This window comes from Umezawaea endophytica, from assembly GCF_025061645.1.
Lineage (GTDB): Bacteria > Actinomycetota > Actinomycetes > Mycobacteriales > Pseudonocardiaceae > Umezawaea > Umezawaea endophytica.
Genome location: NZ_JANYMP010000019.1, coordinates 88,605 through 104,580 on the forward strand (window position 1 = coordinate 88,605; position 15,976 = coordinate 104,580).

The 15,976-nt window shown below is 70.6% G+C and carries 14 protein-coding genes; 6 read left to right on the forward strand and 8 right to left on the reverse strand.

Translation table 11 applies throughout. The features are described from left to right. Positions 1-163: 163 nt before the first annotated feature. The 3 genes from NZH93_RS32645 (at position 164) to NZH93_RS32655 (ending at position 3,532) form a co-directional block, all read left to right on the forward strand. Entirely contained in the window at positions 164-1,753 is a 1,590-nt protein-coding gene (locus tag NZH93_RS32645) for a DUF4132 domain-containing protein (RefSeq protein WP_259627218.1), read from the forward strand. A gap of 19 nt (positions 1,754-1,772) precedes the next feature. Next, positions 1,773-2,687 carry an NAD-dependent epimerase/dehydratase family protein gene (locus tag NZH93_RS32650; protein ID WP_259627115.1) on the forward strand — a complete coding sequence of 305 codons (915 nt, stop codon included), beginning with the start codon at positions 1,773-1,775 and terminating at the stop codon, positions 2,685-2,687. Between the two features lie 62 nt (positions 2,688-2,749). Next, positions 2,750-3,532 carry an IclR family transcriptional regulator gene (locus tag NZH93_RS32655; RefSeq protein ID WP_259627116.1) on the forward strand — a complete coding sequence of 261 codons (783 nt, stop codon included), beginning with the start codon at positions 2,750-2,752 and terminating at the stop codon, positions 3,530-3,532. A 42-nt stretch (positions 3,533-3,574) separates the two neighbouring features. On the opposite strand, the gene NZH93_RS32660 is transcribed toward NZH93_RS32655, so the two are convergent. From NZH93_RS32660 to NZH93_RS32675, 4 genes are read right to left on the reverse strand one after another with little or no spacing between them, the layout of a single operon-like run. Continuing rightward, a complete protein-coding gene (locus NZH93_RS32660; protein ID WP_259627117.1) occupies positions 3,575-4,462 on the reverse strand; it encodes an ABC transporter substrate-binding protein in 888 nt (295 codons plus the stop codon). Next, the gene (locus tag NZH93_RS32665; protein ID WP_372506948.1) at positions 4,459-5,205 is read right to left on the reverse strand and encodes an ABC transporter permease; all 747 of its coding nucleotides are present in this window, start codon (positions 5,203-5,205) and stop codon (positions 4,459-4,461) included. Before NZH93_RS32665 ends, NZH93_RS32660 begins: the two co-directional genes overlap by 4 nt. Then, positions 5,205-5,813 carry an ABC transporter permease gene (locus NZH93_RS32670; RefSeq protein ID WP_276024532.1) on the reverse strand — a complete coding sequence of 203 codons (609 nt, stop codon included), beginning with the start codon at positions 5,811-5,813 and terminating at the stop codon, positions 5,205-5,207. The genes NZH93_RS32665 and NZH93_RS32670 overlap by 1 nt, the downstream gene beginning before the upstream one ends. Positions 5,814-5,872: 59 nt before the next feature. After that, complete coding sequence (locus tag NZH93_RS32675; protein WP_259627120.1) at positions 5,873-6,958, reverse strand: ABC transporter ATP-binding protein; 1,086 nt, start codon at positions 6,956-6,958, stop codon at positions 5,873-5,875. A 174-nt stretch (positions 6,959-7,132) separates the two neighbouring features. Here NZH93_RS32675 and NZH93_RS32680 point away from each other — a divergent pair, with 174 nt between their 5' ends. After that, positions 7,133-8,710, forward strand: coding sequence for a bis-aminopropyl spermidine synthase family protein (locus NZH93_RS32680; protein WP_259627121.1), 1,578 nt, complete (start codon positions 7,133-7,135; stop codon positions 8,708-8,710). Here the strand turns inward: NZH93_RS32680 and NZH93_RS32685 are convergent. Continuing rightward, complete coding sequence (locus tag NZH93_RS32685) at positions 8,707-11,886, reverse strand: EAL domain-containing protein (RefSeq protein WP_259627122.1); 3,180 nt, start codon at positions 11,884-11,886, stop codon at positions 8,707-8,709. The two genes, NZH93_RS32680 and NZH93_RS32685, sit on opposite strands and share 4 nt — an antisense overlap. A 250-nt stretch (positions 11,887-12,136) precedes the next feature. Next, a complete protein-coding gene (locus NZH93_RS32690) occupies positions 12,137-13,321 on the reverse strand; it encodes an NAD(P)-dependent malic enzyme (RefSeq protein ID WP_259627123.1) in 1,185 nt (394 codons plus the stop codon). A gap of 285 nt (positions 13,322-13,606) precedes the next feature. Between NZH93_RS32690 and NZH93_RS32695 the strand changes: the two genes are divergently transcribed. After that, positions 13,607-14,209: a dTDP-4-dehydrorhamnose 3,5-epimerase family protein gene (locus NZH93_RS32695; protein WP_259627124.1), complete on the forward strand. Its 603-nt coding sequence runs from the start codon at positions 13,607-13,609 to the stop codon at positions 14,207-14,209. Here NZH93_RS32695 and NZH93_RS32700 read toward each other — a convergent pair. After that, positions 14,202-14,519, reverse strand: a complete 318-nt coding sequence (locus tag NZH93_RS32700) for a S26 family signal peptidase (RefSeq protein WP_259627125.1) — start codon at positions 14,517-14,519, stop codon at positions 14,202-14,204. The two genes, NZH93_RS32695 and NZH93_RS32700, sit on opposite strands and share 8 nt — an antisense overlap. A 78-nt stretch (positions 14,520-14,597) precedes the next feature. Here NZH93_RS32700 and sodN point away from each other — a divergent pair, with 78 nt between their 5' ends. Continuing rightward, on the forward strand, positions 14,598-15,014 hold the full coding sequence (gene sodN / locus NZH93_RS32705; protein WP_259627126.1) for a superoxide dismutase, Ni: 417 nt from the start codon (positions 14,598-14,600) through the stop codon (positions 15,012-15,014). A gap of 81 nt (positions 15,015-15,095) precedes the next feature. Here sodN and NZH93_RS32710 read toward each other — a convergent pair whose 3' ends face one another. Further along, positions 15,096-15,881 (reverse strand): alpha/beta fold hydrolase, encoded by a 786-nt coding sequence (locus tag NZH93_RS32710; protein WP_259627127.1) that lies wholly within the window; start codon positions 15,879-15,881, stop codon positions 15,096-15,098. Between the last annotated feature and the right edge of the window lie 95 nt (positions 15,882-15,976).

A 15,976-nucleotide genomic window follows, 5' to 3' on the forward strand; every position in this document is an offset into this window, starting at 1 on the left:
CGCGCTGGTCGGCAGGCCGAGGACGACGGTGCTGGAGCGCACCCAGTACGGCCCGGACCTGAACGAGACCTTCGACCCGTACAACGCGAACGCCGTGCGCGGGCTGGTGTGGCTGCTGTCCTTCCTGCCGCCGCACCCGAGCACGGCCCGGCTGCTGGGGGCCATGGTCGAGACGTCGCTGCGCAAGGTCGCCGGGATCGGGCCGCGCAACCCGAAGGTCGCGAACGCGTGCGTGGCGGCGTTGGCCAGGGTCGAGGGCGAGGCGGTGCTCGCCGAACTGGCCCGGCTCGCGACGCGCGTGACGTTCAAGGGGACGCTCAAGATCCTCGACGCGGCGCTGGAGGAGAAGGCCGTGGCGCTCGGGCTGAGCCGGGAGGAGATCGAGGAGCTGGCCGTTCCCGCGTACGGCCTCTCGGAGGTCGGGCGCGCGGTGGTCGAACTCGGCGAGGCGACCGCGGTGCTGGCCGTGGTGGGCCCGAAGGCCGTGCTGTCGTGGCGGTCGGCGGCGGGCAAGCCCGTCAAGAGCGTCCCGGCGGCGGTGAAGCGCGACCACGCCGAGGAGCTGAAGGAGCTGAAGGCGTCGGTCAAGGACCTGGACAAGATGCTGACCGCGCAGGCGGAACGGCTCGACCGGCAGTTCCTCGCGCAGCGCGAGTGGGCGTTCGAGACGTGGCGCGAGCGGTACCTGGACCACCCGATGGTCGGGACGATCGCCCGCCGTCTGCTGTGGACGGTCGACGGCGTCGCGTGCGGCTACGCCGACGGCGCTCTGCGCGACCTGGCAGGCGATCCGGTGCCGCTCGGCGGTGTGGTCGAGCTGTGGCACCCCATCGGGAAGGGGACCGCCGAGGTCGTCGCGTGGCGCGACTGGCTGGAGCGGCACGAGATCACGCAGCCGTTCAAGCAGGCGCACCGCGAGGTGTACCTGCTGACCGACGCGGAGCGGACCACCCGCGTCTACTCGAACCGGTTCGCGGCGCACGTCCTGCGGCAGCACCAGTTCCACTCCCTCGCCGCGGTCCGGGGCTGGCGCAACAGGCTCCGCCTGATGGTGGACGACTCGTACCCGCCCGCCACGCGGGACCTGCCGGGGTGGGGGCTGCGGGCCGAGTACTGGGTCGAGGGCGACGGCGAGGACTACGGCAGCGACACGACCGAGTCCGGCAGCTACCTCCGCCTGCGCACCGACCAGGTGCGCTTCTACCCGATCGGCGCGCCGCAGAGCGACGCCCACGCGTGCGGCGGCGGGTACACCACGCCGCAGGACGTCGAGCCGGTCCCGCTGGCGGACGTGCCCGCGCTGGTGCTCAGCGAGGTGCTGCGCGACGTCGACCTGTTCGTCGGCGTCGCGAGCGTCGGCAACGACCCGACGTGGCAGGACGGCGGTCCGGAGGGCCGGTTCCGCGAGTACTGGACGTCCTACGGCTTCGGCGAGCTCGGCGAGACCGCGCAGACCCGCCGGGTGCTGCTGACGACGCTGCTGCCCCGGTTGGCGATCGGCGGCCAGTGCGCGGTCGAGGACCGGTTCCTGCACGTCAAGGGCACGCGGCACACGTACAAGATCCACCTGGGCTCCGGCAACATCATGATCGAGCCGGACAACCGGTACCTGTGCATCGTGCCGAAGTCGGAGAAGGCCGACACCTACCTGCCGTTCGAGGGCGACCGCACGCTGGCCGTCATCCTGAGCAAGGCCATGCTGCTGGCCAAGGACACGGAGATCACCGACCCGACCATCCTCAGCCAGCTCTGAAGCAGGCATGATCGTTCCCATGAGGGTTCTGGTGGTGGGTGCGAGCGGCTTGGTGGGGCAGCACGTCGTCGAGCGGCTGCGGGACCGGCGGCACGAGGTGACCGCCGTCGCCCGCACCGCGCGTCCGGGCATCGACCGGGCGTTCGACGCGACCGCGGTCACCGAGGCGGACCTGGCCGGGCTGCTCGCGGGCCACGACGGCGTCGTGTTCGCGGCGGGCAGGGACGACCGGCAGATCCCGCGCAAGCCGTCGTACCCCGCCTTCCACCAGGGCAACGTGGAGCCGGTGGTGAAGCTGCTGGCGGCGGCCAGGAAGGCGGGCGCCACCAGCGCGGTCGTGCTCGGCTCGTACTACACGCACTTCGACCGCCTGCACCCCGAGTGGGAGCTGGCCGTCACGCACCCGTACGTCCGCAGCCGGGTCGAGCAGGCGCGGGCGGGCAGGGAGGCGGCGGGCCCGAACCTGCCCGTCGCCGTGCTGGAGCTGCCGTTCGTCTTCGGCCGCGCGGACGGCCGTCTGCCGAACTGGTCGGGCGGCCTGGACAGGTGGGTCCGCTCCCGCTCGCCGCTGTTCGCCCCGCCCGGCGGCAGCGCCGCCACGACCGCCACCAGCGTCGCCGACGCCGCCGTGCTGGCGCTGGAGGAGAGGTCGGGCGAGGACGTTCCGCTGGTGGACGAGAACCTGACCTGGAAGGACCTGATCAGCCGCGTCGCCACGGCGGCGGGCCACGCCCGCGAGGTCCACGACCTCCCCGCGGGCGTGCTGCGCGCCGCCATGCACCTCACCGGGCTGGCGCAGACCCTGACGGGCAAGCAGTCCGGCATGAACCCGGCCGGACTGGGTGACCTCATGCTGCGGGACCTGTTCGTCCGGCACGAGACGCCGAGGGCGATCGACCACGCGATCCGGGAGACGTTCCCCGCGCGGGCGTGACCCGTTCCGGGCACCGTCATTTCCCCCACCCGGAACGGAAGTGACCAACTAGCCTCGGGATCATGGGAATCAGCAGCGACGTGCCGGCACTGCGCCGCGGACTGGCCGTCCTGCAATTCCTCGCGGGCAGGCCAGGGCCGGTTTCCGCCACGGCCGTGGCCCGTGAGCTGGCGCTGCCGAGGTCCACGACCTACCACCTGCTGGCCGAGCTGACCGAGGCCGGTTTCGCCACGCACTTCCCCGAGGACCGGCTCTACGGCCTCGGGGTGGCGTCGTTCGAACTCGGCTCGGCGTACCTCCGCCACGACCCGCTGGAACGCCTGGCGAGGCCGGTGCTGCGGCGGCTCGTCGACCGGGTCGACCGCACGGCGCACCTGGGCGTCCTGCACGGCGCCGAAGCCCTCTACCTGGTGCGGGAGCAGCCGAGGCAGCCGCAGTCGATCGTCTCCGACGTCGGCGTCCGCCTCCCGGCGCACCTGACCGCGTCGGGCAGGGCGATGCTCGCGCGGCTGCCCGCCGCCCAGGTGCGGGCGCTGTTCCCGACCGCCGGGAGCTTCGTGGACCGCACCGGCCGCGGCCCGCGCACGTTGCCCGCGCTGCGCGCCCTGCTGGGCGTCGAACGCCGCCAGGGCTGGTCGGTCGAGGACGGTTACGTGACCGAGGGCTTCGCCTCCGTGGCGGCCCCCGTCTTCGACCACGGCGAACGACCGATCGCGGCCATCACCGTGACCTTCCGCCACGTGTGCGACGCCGGGTGCGACGAGACGTGGCCGGAACTCGCCGAGGACGCGCGGCTCGCCGCCGACGAGCTCACCACCCGCATCGGCGGCCGTCCTACGAAATGAGGGCCGCCCCGCGATCGGGACGGCCCTCCTTCCGCTACGGCGTCAGATCTTCTCCTTCGACAGGAAGTCGGCCGCGACGTTCGCGATCGTCTCCTTGTCGACGTCCACGCGCTTGACCAGTTCGGCCAGCTTCTCCGTGGTGAGCGCGGCGGACACCTTGTTCAGCGCCGCCTTGCCCTTGTCGTCCAGCGCGTCGGACCGGAACAGCGGCACGACGTTCTGCGCCGGGTACAGGTTCTTCGGGTCGGCCAGCTCGACGAAGCCGTTCGCCTTGATGTCGGCGGACGTCGTGTAGAGGTTGGCGACCTGAACGGTGCCGCCCTTCAGCGCGTCCACGGTGACCGGGCCACCGGCGTCGGTGGTCTTGATCTCCTTGAACTTCACGCCGTAGACCTCGTTGATCTTCGCTTCCCAGCGCTGCGCCCACTCGCCCGCCGCGCCGAGCACGAAGTCCGGCTTCGACGCGAGGTCCGCGACGGACTTCACACCCGCGTCCGCGGTCGCCTTCGTCACCACGAGCACGTCCTTGTCCTCCGCGGCGGACTTGTCCAGCACGGACAACCCGGACGGGGTCTTGGACTTGAGCGCCGTGTACACGTCCTCGGACGTGGTGGTGGCGTTCGTCTTGTCGAAGTAGTTGAGCAGGTTGCCGGTGTACTCGGGCACGACGCCCAAGGACTTGTCCTGCAACGCCTTCACGACCAGTTCGCGTGCACCGATACCGGACTTCACGGTCGTCTTCAGCCCAGCGGCCTTCAACGCGCCCGCGTAGACCTCCGCGAGGATCTTGTTCTCGGTGAAGTCGGCCGAACCGACCACCACCTCACCCGACGCGGCCTGCTGGTCGCTGCCGCTGAGGTTTTCCGCCGAACCACAGGCCGACACCAGCAGTGCGGCCGCCGCGACGACCACGGCCAAGGAGCGCTTCATGCCGTGCTTCCTCCTGAATCAGGCTGAGCGGCGGTTGCCACCAGCTTCTGCGAGCGTTTGCCCTTCTTCGGGCCGGTCGGTTGGCCTGTCAGCCGCAGTCCACGGGGGACGATGGCCTTCTGCCCGCCCGCAAGGAGCAGGTCGAGTGCGACGGCCACCAGTGCGATGAGCACGGCGCCTCCGACGAACTGGCCGTAGTCCAGCACCCGCAGGCCGTCCAGGAGCGGGCGGCCGAGGGTTTCGATGCCCACGTACGCGGCTACCGAGGCGGTCGCCACGACCTGGAGGGTCGCGTTGCGCAGGCCGCCGATGAGCAGCGGGAGGGCGTTGGGCAGTTCCACCCGCCACAGCACCTGACCGCTGGTCATCCCCATGCCGCGGGCCGCGTCCACGACGCCGCGGTCGACGTCCTGGATGCCCGCGTAGGTCCCCGCCAGGATCGGCGGGACGGCCAGCACGATCAACGCGATCAGCACCGGACCTGTTCCACCACCGGCGATCAGGTACAGGAACGTGACCAGGCCGAGCGTCGGCAGTGCCCGCAGTGCGTTGCCGCCGCCGACGAGGAACGTCCCGCCGCGGCCGGTGTGGCCGACGAACAGGCCGAGCGGCACGGCGATGGCGCTCGCGCCGAGCACGGCGCCGAGGCAGTACAGGAGGTGCACGCCGATGCGCACGGGAATGCCCTTGGAGCCGCTCCAGTTGGCCGGGTCGACCAGCCACGCGAAGGCGTCGGCGAAGATCACGGCTTCACCCCCTGGAGGTTGTTCCACGGCGTGAGCCACTGGCGCAGCGCGACGAGCAGGCCGTCCACCAGCAGCGCGAGCAGCAGCGTCAGCACGATGCCGACGATGATCGGCGCGAGGTAGCGGCTGCGGAAGCCGTCGGTGAACAGGACGCCCAGCCCGCCGGTGCCGATCAGGGCGCCGACGCTGACCAGGCTGATGTTGCTGACGGACCCGACCCGCAGCCCGGCGAACAGCACCGGCACGGCGAGCGGCAGCTCCACCGTCAGGAACCGGCGCAGCGGCCGGAAGCCCATCGCGGTCGCGGCGGCGGTGATGTGCGCGGGCACGGCGTCGAGCGCGTCGCTGACCGGGCGGGTGAGCAGCGCGGTGGTGTAGACCGTCAACGCGATGACCACGTTGTTGATGTCCAGCACCTGCGTGCCGATCACCGCCGGGATGATCGCGAACAGCGCCAGCGACGGCACCGTGTAGACGATGTTCGCGGTGCCGAGCAGCGCGCCGCGGAACCAGCCGTAGCGGTGGCACACCCAGCCGAGCACGACGGCCAGGAACACGGAGATCACCAGCGGCAGCAGCGACAGGTAGACGTGCTCCAGCAGCATCCGCCAGATCGCCCCCCGCGTGCCCGCGTCGCTGAGGTACTTGCCGAGGTCGCCCACGGTCAGCCCCTGCTCTCGCGCTGGCCCTCGATCACGGCGAGCACCTGGGTCGCCGTGACCACGCCGACGACGGCACCCTCGGGGTCCACCGCCACGCCGAGGCCGGACGGGGACGACAGGGCGGCGTCCATCGCGCCGCGGATCGACTGCCCCACCTCGAACAGCGAGCCGCCGGGCTTCAGCACGGACTCGGCCAGCGGTCCGTCCACAGTGGTCCCCGGCGGGAGCCAGCCGCGCGGGTGCTTCCGCTCGTCAACGGCCAGGCGCCACCCGTCGCCCGCGGTGACGGCCTCGCCGACGACGACCGTCGGCACCGCGCCGACCTCCACACCGGACGCGTCCACAAAGGACAGGCTGCGGTAGCCCCTGTCCTTGCCGACGAAGTGCGCCACGAAGTCGTCCGCGGGCCGGGCGAGGAGTTCCGACGGCTTGTCGTACTGGGCGAGGACGCCGCCCTCGCGGAACACCGCGACCTTCTCGCCGATCCGCACGGCCTCGTCGATGTCGTGGGTCACGAACACGATGGTCTTGTCCAGTTCGGCCTGGAGGCGGAGCAGCTCGTCCTGGAGCCCTTCCCGGACCACCGGGTCGACCGCGCTGAACGGCTCGTCCATCAGCAGCACCGGCGGGTCCGCGGCGAGCGCCCGCGCCACGCCGACGCGCTGCTGCTGGCCGCCCGAGAGCTGCGCGGGGTAGCGCTTCCCCATCTCGGCGGGCAGTCCGACGAGTTCCAGCAGCTCCGCGGCCCGCGACCGCGCCTTCGCCTTGGACCACCCCAGCAGCAGCGGCACGGTGGCGACGTTGTCCAGCACCGTCCGGTGCGGGAACAGCCCGGCCTGCTGGATGACGTACCCGATCCCCCGCCGCAGTTCGGGCGGGTCGACGGACAGCACGTCCTTCCCGTCCACCAAGATCGTGCCGGACGTCGGGTCGATCATGCGGTTGACCATGCGCAACGACGTCGTCTTGCCGCAACCGGACGGTCCGACGAAGACGGTGATCGTGCCCGCCTCGACCGTCAGGTCCAGGCTGTTCACGGCGATCGTCCCGTCGTCGAACCGCTTGGTCACGGCTCGGAACTCGATCACACGAGACCCCTCCGGTAGGGACGGCCGCCGGTCGGCCGCTCTCACAGAAAGCGATGTTCAGGAGAATCGACCCTAGCCCGAACGGCTGACATCGGCAGGCCGTTCCAAGGCGTGGAAGGCCAGACGTCTCCTCCTCGTAACCTTCCGGAGCGCACTCACTACTCTGCTCCGTTTGTGGGTACCAACGAGCCGATCGACCGAGTACGAGCCCTCCTGGCCGAACGGGGGGTGCACGCGCGCAAGCTGCGACCGGTGCTGACGCTGCTCGGGCGGGACTGGCACACCCTCGCCGAACTGGTGCGGCTTCCCGCAGTGCCGCGGCGCACGGTGCAGGAGCTGCTGGCCGCCGCCGAGGAGGACCTGGAGACGCAGGGCGAGCGGTACCGGCTCGCGCCGTACCGGGCTGCGGCGTACGCCGAGGCGTTCGGGGTGGACGAGGGCCTCGCGGACCCGGTGAACACGTTGGTGTCGCGGCACACCGACACGCTGCGGTCGATCCTGGCGGACATCGCGAACGTGCCCCCGCCCCTGGCGGCGCTCGACCACGTGCAGGCCACGGCCGACACGGCGTTGAAGCGGGCGCTGTGGCTGGACTCGACGTACGACCTGAGCGGTCGCAGGCTGCTGTGCCTCGGCGACCACGACCTCACGTCGCTCGCGGTCTGCGCGGTGAACCCGGACGTCGAGGTCACCGTGGTGGACGTGGACGACCGGCTGCTGGAGTTCGTCGACGCGCTGGCGTCCGAGCGGGGCTGGAACGTCCGCTGCCTGCACGCGGACTTCCGGTTCGGGCTGCCGCCGTCGGTGCTGGAGTCGGCCGACCTCGTGTTCAGCGACCCGCCGTACACGCCGGAGGGCATGGGCCTGTTCGCGGGCCGCGCGATCGACTGCCTCGCCGACCCGGCGCGCGGCCGGGTGCTGCTGGCGTACGGGTTCAGCGACCGCACGCCCGCGCTGGGGCTGAAGGTGCAGCAGGAGTTGCAGCGGCTCGGCCTGGTGTTCGAGGCGATCCTGCCCGCGTTCCACCGCTTCGACGGCGCACAGGCGATCGGCAGCGCCGCCGACCTGTACGTCTGCCGCCCGACGTCCCGCAAGGGCGCGAGTTCGCACGGCAAGACCGGCATCTACACCCACGGCCCGCAGTCGTTGGAGGGCACGGGGCCCAGCAGGACCGCGCTGGAGGTGCTGTCCGACCTCGCGCCGCGCCCGGAGTCCTCGCCTCCGCCGAAGCCCCGCAAGCCCGGCTGGTACGAGCCGATCGGCAAGGGCGCGGCGTCGCTGGCCGTCGACCTCACCGGCGACCCCGGCCCGTGGCTGCTGCGCACGCTCCTCGCCAGCGTTCCCGCGCGCCTGGCGGCGCTGGTGCCGAACAACCACCCCAACGTGTCGAGCGAGAAGGGGCAGCACGAGCTGACGTCGTTGGTGGACAGCCGTTTCCACCTCCGGTTCCTGCGCGGGACGCCGGACAACAAGCACACGGTCGTGGTCGCGGAGCAGGTGCTGGCGGGTGAGCTGCCGCCGGGCAAGCTGGTCGTCCGCGAGGTGCTTCTGCGCGCCCACGGCAAGCTCGGCAACGTGTGGCGCGAAGCGCTGATCACCGTGTCGCGCGGCGAGCTGACCAAGCGGGAGGCGCGGGAACGCATCGACGCCGCCGTCGGCGAGCACCCGGACCTGGAGCTGCGGCTGGTCGACCTGCCGCGGCACCGGATCGCCGCGCTGCTGCCGCTGGTCGAGGCGTCGGTGGCGGACTAGCCCGCGCGCGGGATGTGGAGCGGGCCGAGCGCGAGGACGGCCCGGAACTCCTTGGCGGGCACCGGGCGGGAGAACAGCCAGCCCTGGTAGGCGTCGACGCCGACGCCGCGCAGCACGTGGAACTGGGTCGCGGTCTCGACGCCCTCGGCGACGCACTTGCGGCCCATCGCCCGCGCCATGTCCACGACGGCCCGCGCGACGGCGAAGTCCGACGAGTCGTTGCCGACGCCGGACACGAACCGGCGGTCGACCTTGATGATCTGCGCGGGCAGGTCCTTGAGGCGGGCCAGCGACGAGTAGCCGGTGCCGAAGTCGTCCACGGCGAACTGCACGCCGCGCTGCACCAGCTCGTCCATCGACTGGCGCACCCGTGACGGCAGGTCGACCAGCGCGGTCTCGACCAGCTCCAGCACGACCCTGTTCCACGGGATCCCGGCCTCGGCGATGGTGTCCGCGACGATGTCGACGAACTCCGCGTCGCCGGGCACGAGCCCGGACAGGTTGACCGCGACCGACACCGACCGGCCGTTGTGCGTCGGCCACGTCGACGCCTCGCGCAGCGCGGTCCGCAGCACCCACCGGTCCAGGTCGCGCATGAGGTCGCCCTGCTCGGCGACCGGCAGGAACACGTCCGGCGGCAGCAGCCCTCGATCCGGGTGCGGCCAGCGCACCAGCGCCTCCGCCGTGATGACCGTGCCGTCGACGCCGACGACGGGCTGGTAGTGGAGCTGGAGCTCGTCGTTGGCCAGCGCGTCGCGCAACTGGCCCTCCAGGTGCACCTGCCGGTCGGCCGACGCGATCAGCGCGGCGCTGGCCAGCGACACCCGGCCCGCACCCCGCCTCTTGGCCTCGAACATCGCCGCGTCCGCGAACCGCAGCAGGTCCGCGCCGGTCGTGCGGGCCCCGTTCGGCACCGACGCGCCGATCGACGCGGACACCCGGACGAGCTGGCCGTGCACCGGGACCGCGGTCCGCAGCAGGCCAGCCACCTTGGTGGCCAGCACGTCCACGCCGCCCGCCTGTTCGAGGTCGGCGCAGATGATCACGTACTCGTCGCCGGACAGACGAGCGGCCGTGCAGCCCTCTGGCAGCCCGTCCTCCAGTCTTCGGGCCAGCGCGACCAGCAGCTCGTCGCCCGCGTCGTGACCGAGGGAGTCGTTGACCCGCTTGAAGTTGTCGATGTCGCAGAACAGCACCGCGACCTTGGAGCGGTCCGGCCCGTCCAGCAGCTCGCCCAGGATCTCCTTGACCAGCGCCCGGTTCGGCAGCCCGGTCAGCTCGTCGTGCGTCGCCTGGTGGCGCAGCGCCTCGGCGGTGCGGCGGCGTTCGGTGATGTCCTGGAACACGATCAGCCAGAACCGGCGGCCGTCGTCCTGCACGGACAGCGCGATGTGCAGCTCGCAGTACACCCGCTCGCCGTCCGGGCGGATCAGGATGCGCTGCGGGATCTTGTGCGTCCGGTCCGCGCCCAGCGCCGTCATCCGCCCGACCGACTGGAGCCGCGACTGGTTGTCGTCCGGGTGGGTCATCTGCTCCGCGGTGACGCCGCGCAGCTCCTCCAGCTCCATGCCGAGCAGGTCGCACAGCGCGTCATTCGCGTCGACCAGCCGTTCCGCCTCGTCGAACAGGCCGATGCCGACCGGCGTGAGCGACACGAGGTCCGCGAACCGCTGGCTGGACCTCTTCATCCGCGTCTCGGCGGCCCGCTGCTCGGTGATGTCCTGCGCCGTGCCGACCGCGCGAGACCGTTCGCCCGGCCCGCTCTCGACGACGACGCCGTAGGAGCGGAACACCCGCACCTTGCCGTCGCGGCGGACGATCCGGTGCTCGCACTGCACCGGCGAGCCGTCGGCGACGAGCTGCCGCCACAGCTCGTCCACCCAGGCCCGGTCGTCGGGGTGCACGAGGTCGAGGAAGGTCTGGTAGCTCGTCCTCTCGTCCCGCGGCACGGCGAACAGGTCCGCGAGCATGTCCGACCACACCACGTCGTCGGACTGGAGGTCCCACTCCCAGACGCCGAGCCGGGCGGCCTTCTGCGCGTCGACGAGCCTGCGCCGGTCCTCGTGGAGCTGCCGCTCCAGCAGCCTCGCCTCGGTGACGTCCTGGACGGTGCCGTGCAGGCGTTCGATCTTCCCGTCGTGCCCGAACTCCGGGCGCGCGCGGCAGATGAACACCTTGTCGTTGTACTTGCTGCGGACCTCGACCTCGATGGGCGACTCGTCGACGGCGGCGAGCAGCTTGTCCCGCAGCTCGTCCAGCTTGACCATGTCGTCCGGGTGGACGCCCTCCACGAGCTGCGCGCCCGGCTCGTACTCGATCTCGCCGTACATCTCGACGAGGACCTCGCTGCGGTGCATCGCGCGGGTCCCGACGTCGAACGCCCAGCTACCGATCCGGGCGATCCGCTGCGCGTCGAGGAGCCTGCCCCGCTCGATCGCGAGGTCCTGGTCCGCCCGCCACTGCGCGGTCATGTCCATGATGTAGCCGGTGATGAGCTGCGCGCTGCCGTCCGCGGCCATCTTCGCCTCGGCGACGCCGCGGATGCGCCGCAGCTCGCCGTCCGGGCGGACGATCCGGTACTCGATGTCTATGGCGTCGCCGGACAGCTCGCGGTTCGTCCAGTAGCTGGCGACCATCTCGTGGTCGTCCGGGTGCACGACGTCCAGCACGGCCTGCGCGCCCGGCACGACGGTGCCCGGCTCGAAGCCGAGCAGCTCGTAGTGGGAGTCCGACCACACGGTCACGCCCGTGGCAGGGTCGTACTCCCAGGAGCCGATCCCCGCGACCCGCTGCACGGTGCGCAGCCTGCGCTGCTCGTCGCGCAGGGCGTCGGCGGCGGACGCGAGGTCCGAGACGTCCACCAGGAGCACGGCCTGGAGGCCGGTGCCGGGGACGGGGTTGCGCACGACGCGCACCGGGAGCGGGGCGCCGGTCGACCGGTTCAGCCGGAGGTCCGACTGGTCGCCGAGCAGCAGTTCGCTGAGCCGCCTGCCGACCAGGACGTCCGATGACTCCGCCCGCGCGAGCTCCACGGCGGCGGGGTTCGCCTGCATGACGACGCCCTTGGAATCGCACAGCAGGGAGGGGGCGTCGGGGAGCGTCACGCCGTCCAGTGTGACGGCCGTTCGCTGGGCAGGCTCAAGCGCCACCGAAGCGATACCGGTCCGCTTGGGCACGGCCCCACCCTTCCCGCGTCGACGCCTGTCGCGGCGCAGGGGCGGTCAGCCGGCGGACCTGGCTGCACCCGAATGCGGCAGAACGCGTCCCTCTCCTCGGACATTCACCCGAGGAGAGGGACGGTAGCGCTTCGGAGCGTCATCGCCCACCCCCTTCACGGGGTAACGAGCTACCACGAACGTGGATGCGCTTTCCCGTGATGTGACGGACGAGTGAACCAGGACCGAGTTTCGCCCTACTCCTGCAAGATCAGGCTACGCCGTCAACCCTCGCCGCGGCAGCGACAGCGGCCGCGACTTCCGGGCCGACCCGCGGGTCGAGGGCGCTCGGCACGATGCGGTCCGCGGCCAGGTCGTCCGAGGCCACGGCCGCGATGGCGTCCGCGGCGGCGAGCTTCATGCCCTCGGTGATCCGCCGCGCGCCCGCGTCCAGCGCGCCGCGGAAGATGCCGGGGAACGCGAGCACGTTGTTGATCTGGTTCGGGAAGTCGCTTCGGCCCGTCGCGACGACGGCGGCGTGCCGGTTCGCCACGTCCGGGTGAACCTCGGGGTGCGGGTTCGACAGCGCGAAGACGATCGAGTTCGACGCCATGCTCGCGATCAGGTCCTCACCCACCTGCGACGACGAGACGCCGAGGAAGATGTCCGCGCCCCGCAGCGCTTCGGCGATGCCACCGCGCAGGCCGCTGCCGTTCGTGACGGCGGCCAACTGCTCCTTGACGGGGTTCAGGCCGTCGCGGCCCGCGTGGATGATCCCGCGCGAGTCGACCAGCGTGACCTCGCCGATGCCCGCGGCCAGCAGGATCTTCGCGCACGCGATGCCCGCGGCACCCGCGCCGGAGACGACGACCCGTTGGTTCGCGATGTCCTTGCCCAGCACCGTGTTCGCGCCGCGCAGCGCGGCCAGCGCCACGACCGCCGTGCCGTGTTGGTCGTCGTGCATGACCGGGCAGTCCAGGGCCTCGATGACCTTGGCCTCCAGTTCGAAGCAGCGCGGGGCGGAGATGTCCTCCAGGTTCACCGCGCCGAACGACGGCCGCAGCCGGACCAGCGTCTCGACGATCTCGTCCACGTCCGTCGTGTTCAGGACCAGCGGGATGGAGTCGAGGCCGCCGAACGTCTTGAACAGCGCCGACTTGCCCTCCATGACCGGCAGCGAGGCCGCCGCGCCGATGTCGCCGAGCCCGAGCACGGCGGTGCCGTCGCTGACCACGGCGACCAGCCGGTGCGCCCACGTGTACTTCGCGGCCAGCGAGGGGTCCTGGGCGATGGCGCTGCTGACCTTCGCCACGCCGGGCGTGTAGGCGATGGACAGCGCGCGGGGGTCCGCCAGTGACGCCGTCACGCCGAGGCTGAGCTTCCCGCCGACGTGCGCGTCGAAGATCTCGTCGTCCGTCGGCTGGGTGGTCACTGGGTTCTCGTTCAACGCGGTCACGGCTGATCCTCCTGCGGTGCGTGCCTGGCGGCGCACCGCGACCAGCGTTGTCACGCTCGATCCACGGGGCCTTAATGGGTGTGACCGAACGCGCTTTGCGGTCCGGTCGGGTGCTGCGGTCAGGTCAGCATGACAGCGATCAAGATTTGTGTCTGCGGCGCGCGTCACACTTCCGTCGCAGGTCAGAGGGGGTTTACCAAGACGTCCGTTCGGTTTATTAGAACGGGCGGTCCGTTTCCGCAGGCAGAATCGGTCAAGATCAGCTCGCGCTTTACCATAGGAGACATGCGAGCAAGCGAGACGAAAATCCCGGGGAGTTGGGAATTCACCCCAAAGGCGTTCGCCGACGGCCGGGGGGTGTTCGCCGCGCCGTTCCAGGAGGCCGCGTTCATCGAGGCGGTCGGCCACCCGCTGCGGCTGGCGCAGACGAACCACAGCGTCTCGAAGCGCGGCACCATCCGCGGCGTCCACTTCGCCGACGTGCCCCCCGGCCAGGCCAAGTACGTCTACTGCCCGCGCGGCTCGCTGCTCGACGTGGTCGTCGACCTCCGCGTCGGCTCCCCGACGTTCGGGCAGCACGACATCGTCCGGCTGGACTCGACCGCGCTGAACGCCGTCTACCTCTCCGAGGGCCTCGGCCACGCGATCATCGCGCTGGAGGACGACACGACGATGGCGTACCTCTGCTCGGAGGGCTACAACCCCGCGGGCGAACGCGGCCTCGACCCGCTGTGCCCCGAACTCGCCATCCCGTGGCCCTCCGACCTGACCCCGATCCTCTCCGAGAAGGACACCGCCGCCCCCAGCCTCACGCAGGCGCTCACCGACGGCCTCCTCCCGGACTACGACGAGTGCCAGGCCTGGTACGCCAAGCTCCGCACTACCTGAGCCGCCGCGGCCGCGGCCACAACCGCCACCGCACCACCCCCACCACCTCCGCGGGCCCCAACGCCCGCGAGTCCGTGGACCCGAACGCGTTGTCGCCAAGTACTTGCCACAAGCCATCTTCTCGCCGCTCGTGGGCGCGCTTGATCGACAACTGACCGGGCCGCGCACCCCACCTCACCAGCACCAGGTCCCCCACCGAGGGGGCGACCCCGTACCGCACCACCACGACGTCGCCGTCCCGGACCGTCGGGACCATCGACGGCCCACGCACCCGGAGCAGCGGCAACGGGTTCTCACCATGCGGTGCCAACGATCACCTCCGCCTGCCGCACCGTTCCGCCCGGAGTAGGGTCCTCCACGTCGGAGCATTCACTGTCAGGGAGGCAAGATGCGACTGCTGTCGCGCATCCGCCAACTCCGCCGCCCACTGCTGGAGGCCACCGCGCACTGCGACCTCCCGTGCGGTGTCTACGACCCGGCTCAGGCCAGGATCGAAGCGGAGTCGGTCAAGGCGGTCCAGGAGAAGTACCAGGCGAACGAGGACCCGGAGTTCCGGGAGCGCGCGATTCTGATCAAGGAGCAGCGCAGCGAGCTCGTCAAGCACCACCTGTGGGTGCTGTGGACGGACTACTTCAAGCCGCCGCACTTCGAGAAGTACCCGGAACTGCACGACCTGTTCAACCGCGCCACCAAGGCAGCCGGTGCCAGCGGCACCAAGGGCTCCATGGACCCGGCCAAGGGACAGGAACTGCTGGACCTGATCGCCCAGATCGACAAGATCTTCTGGGAGACCAAGGCAGCCTGATTCCAGGAAGCCAAAAAAGCCGCCGACCAGCGACACATCCGCTGGTCGGCGGCTTTTTGCATTCCACCACACCCACACCCATCACATGCCCCGCCGAACCCTCCCCAACCACTCTCCAACCAGCGCAGCACACAGATCAGCCTGCTCGAAAAGAATGTTGTGCCCAGCCGCGTCCAACACCACGAACGACGCACGCGGGTAGTGCTCAACCCGATTCCACGCATCAACATGACCAACAACGTGGTCCTGCCGCCCAGTGATGTGCAACGTCGGCTGCAAGAACGGCTCGGGATGCAACTCCTCGGGCTCACGATCAAGCGAGTAGCGCCCGGAAATCACCTCCAAAGCACCTTGATCAGCACCTTCGAGCCCCGGCAGGACATACCGCAAGAACGCACGCGCGTCATCCACCGACTCCACCACAGCATCATCCCGATAAGACCCCAACGCCGCCCCCAACAGCGGCACAACCTCGGGCTCCTCCCGCAGGACAACCCGAGACGGCACAACCCGCTCACCATGCGAGGCAACAAAAACACCAGCCACAGTCGCAAGCCCAAGCACCTGCGACCGAAGCTCATGCGCAACAAACCGAGCAATCATCCCACCAAACGAACCACCCAGAACAGCGAACGGCTCGACACCAACACGCGCCAAAACCTCTTCAACAACCGCGTCAGCAACCCCCTGCGACCCACCAATCGCCCCCACCGGCGACCCAGTAGCACCAGGAAGATCAAGATAAATCCGCCGCCACCCCTCAGACTGCTCGAACACAGCCTCCAACGACAATAAACTCCGATGATCCAACCCAAACCCATGCAGAAGCACCACCGGCGTACCAGAACCCACCTCATGCGCAAACACCAGCAAAACTATAGGGCCCTGCCCCAAACAAAGGGGCTCGCACCATCTCGTCGACCTGGCTCGCCCCAACCACACGTGTCAAGGGGGCTCATACC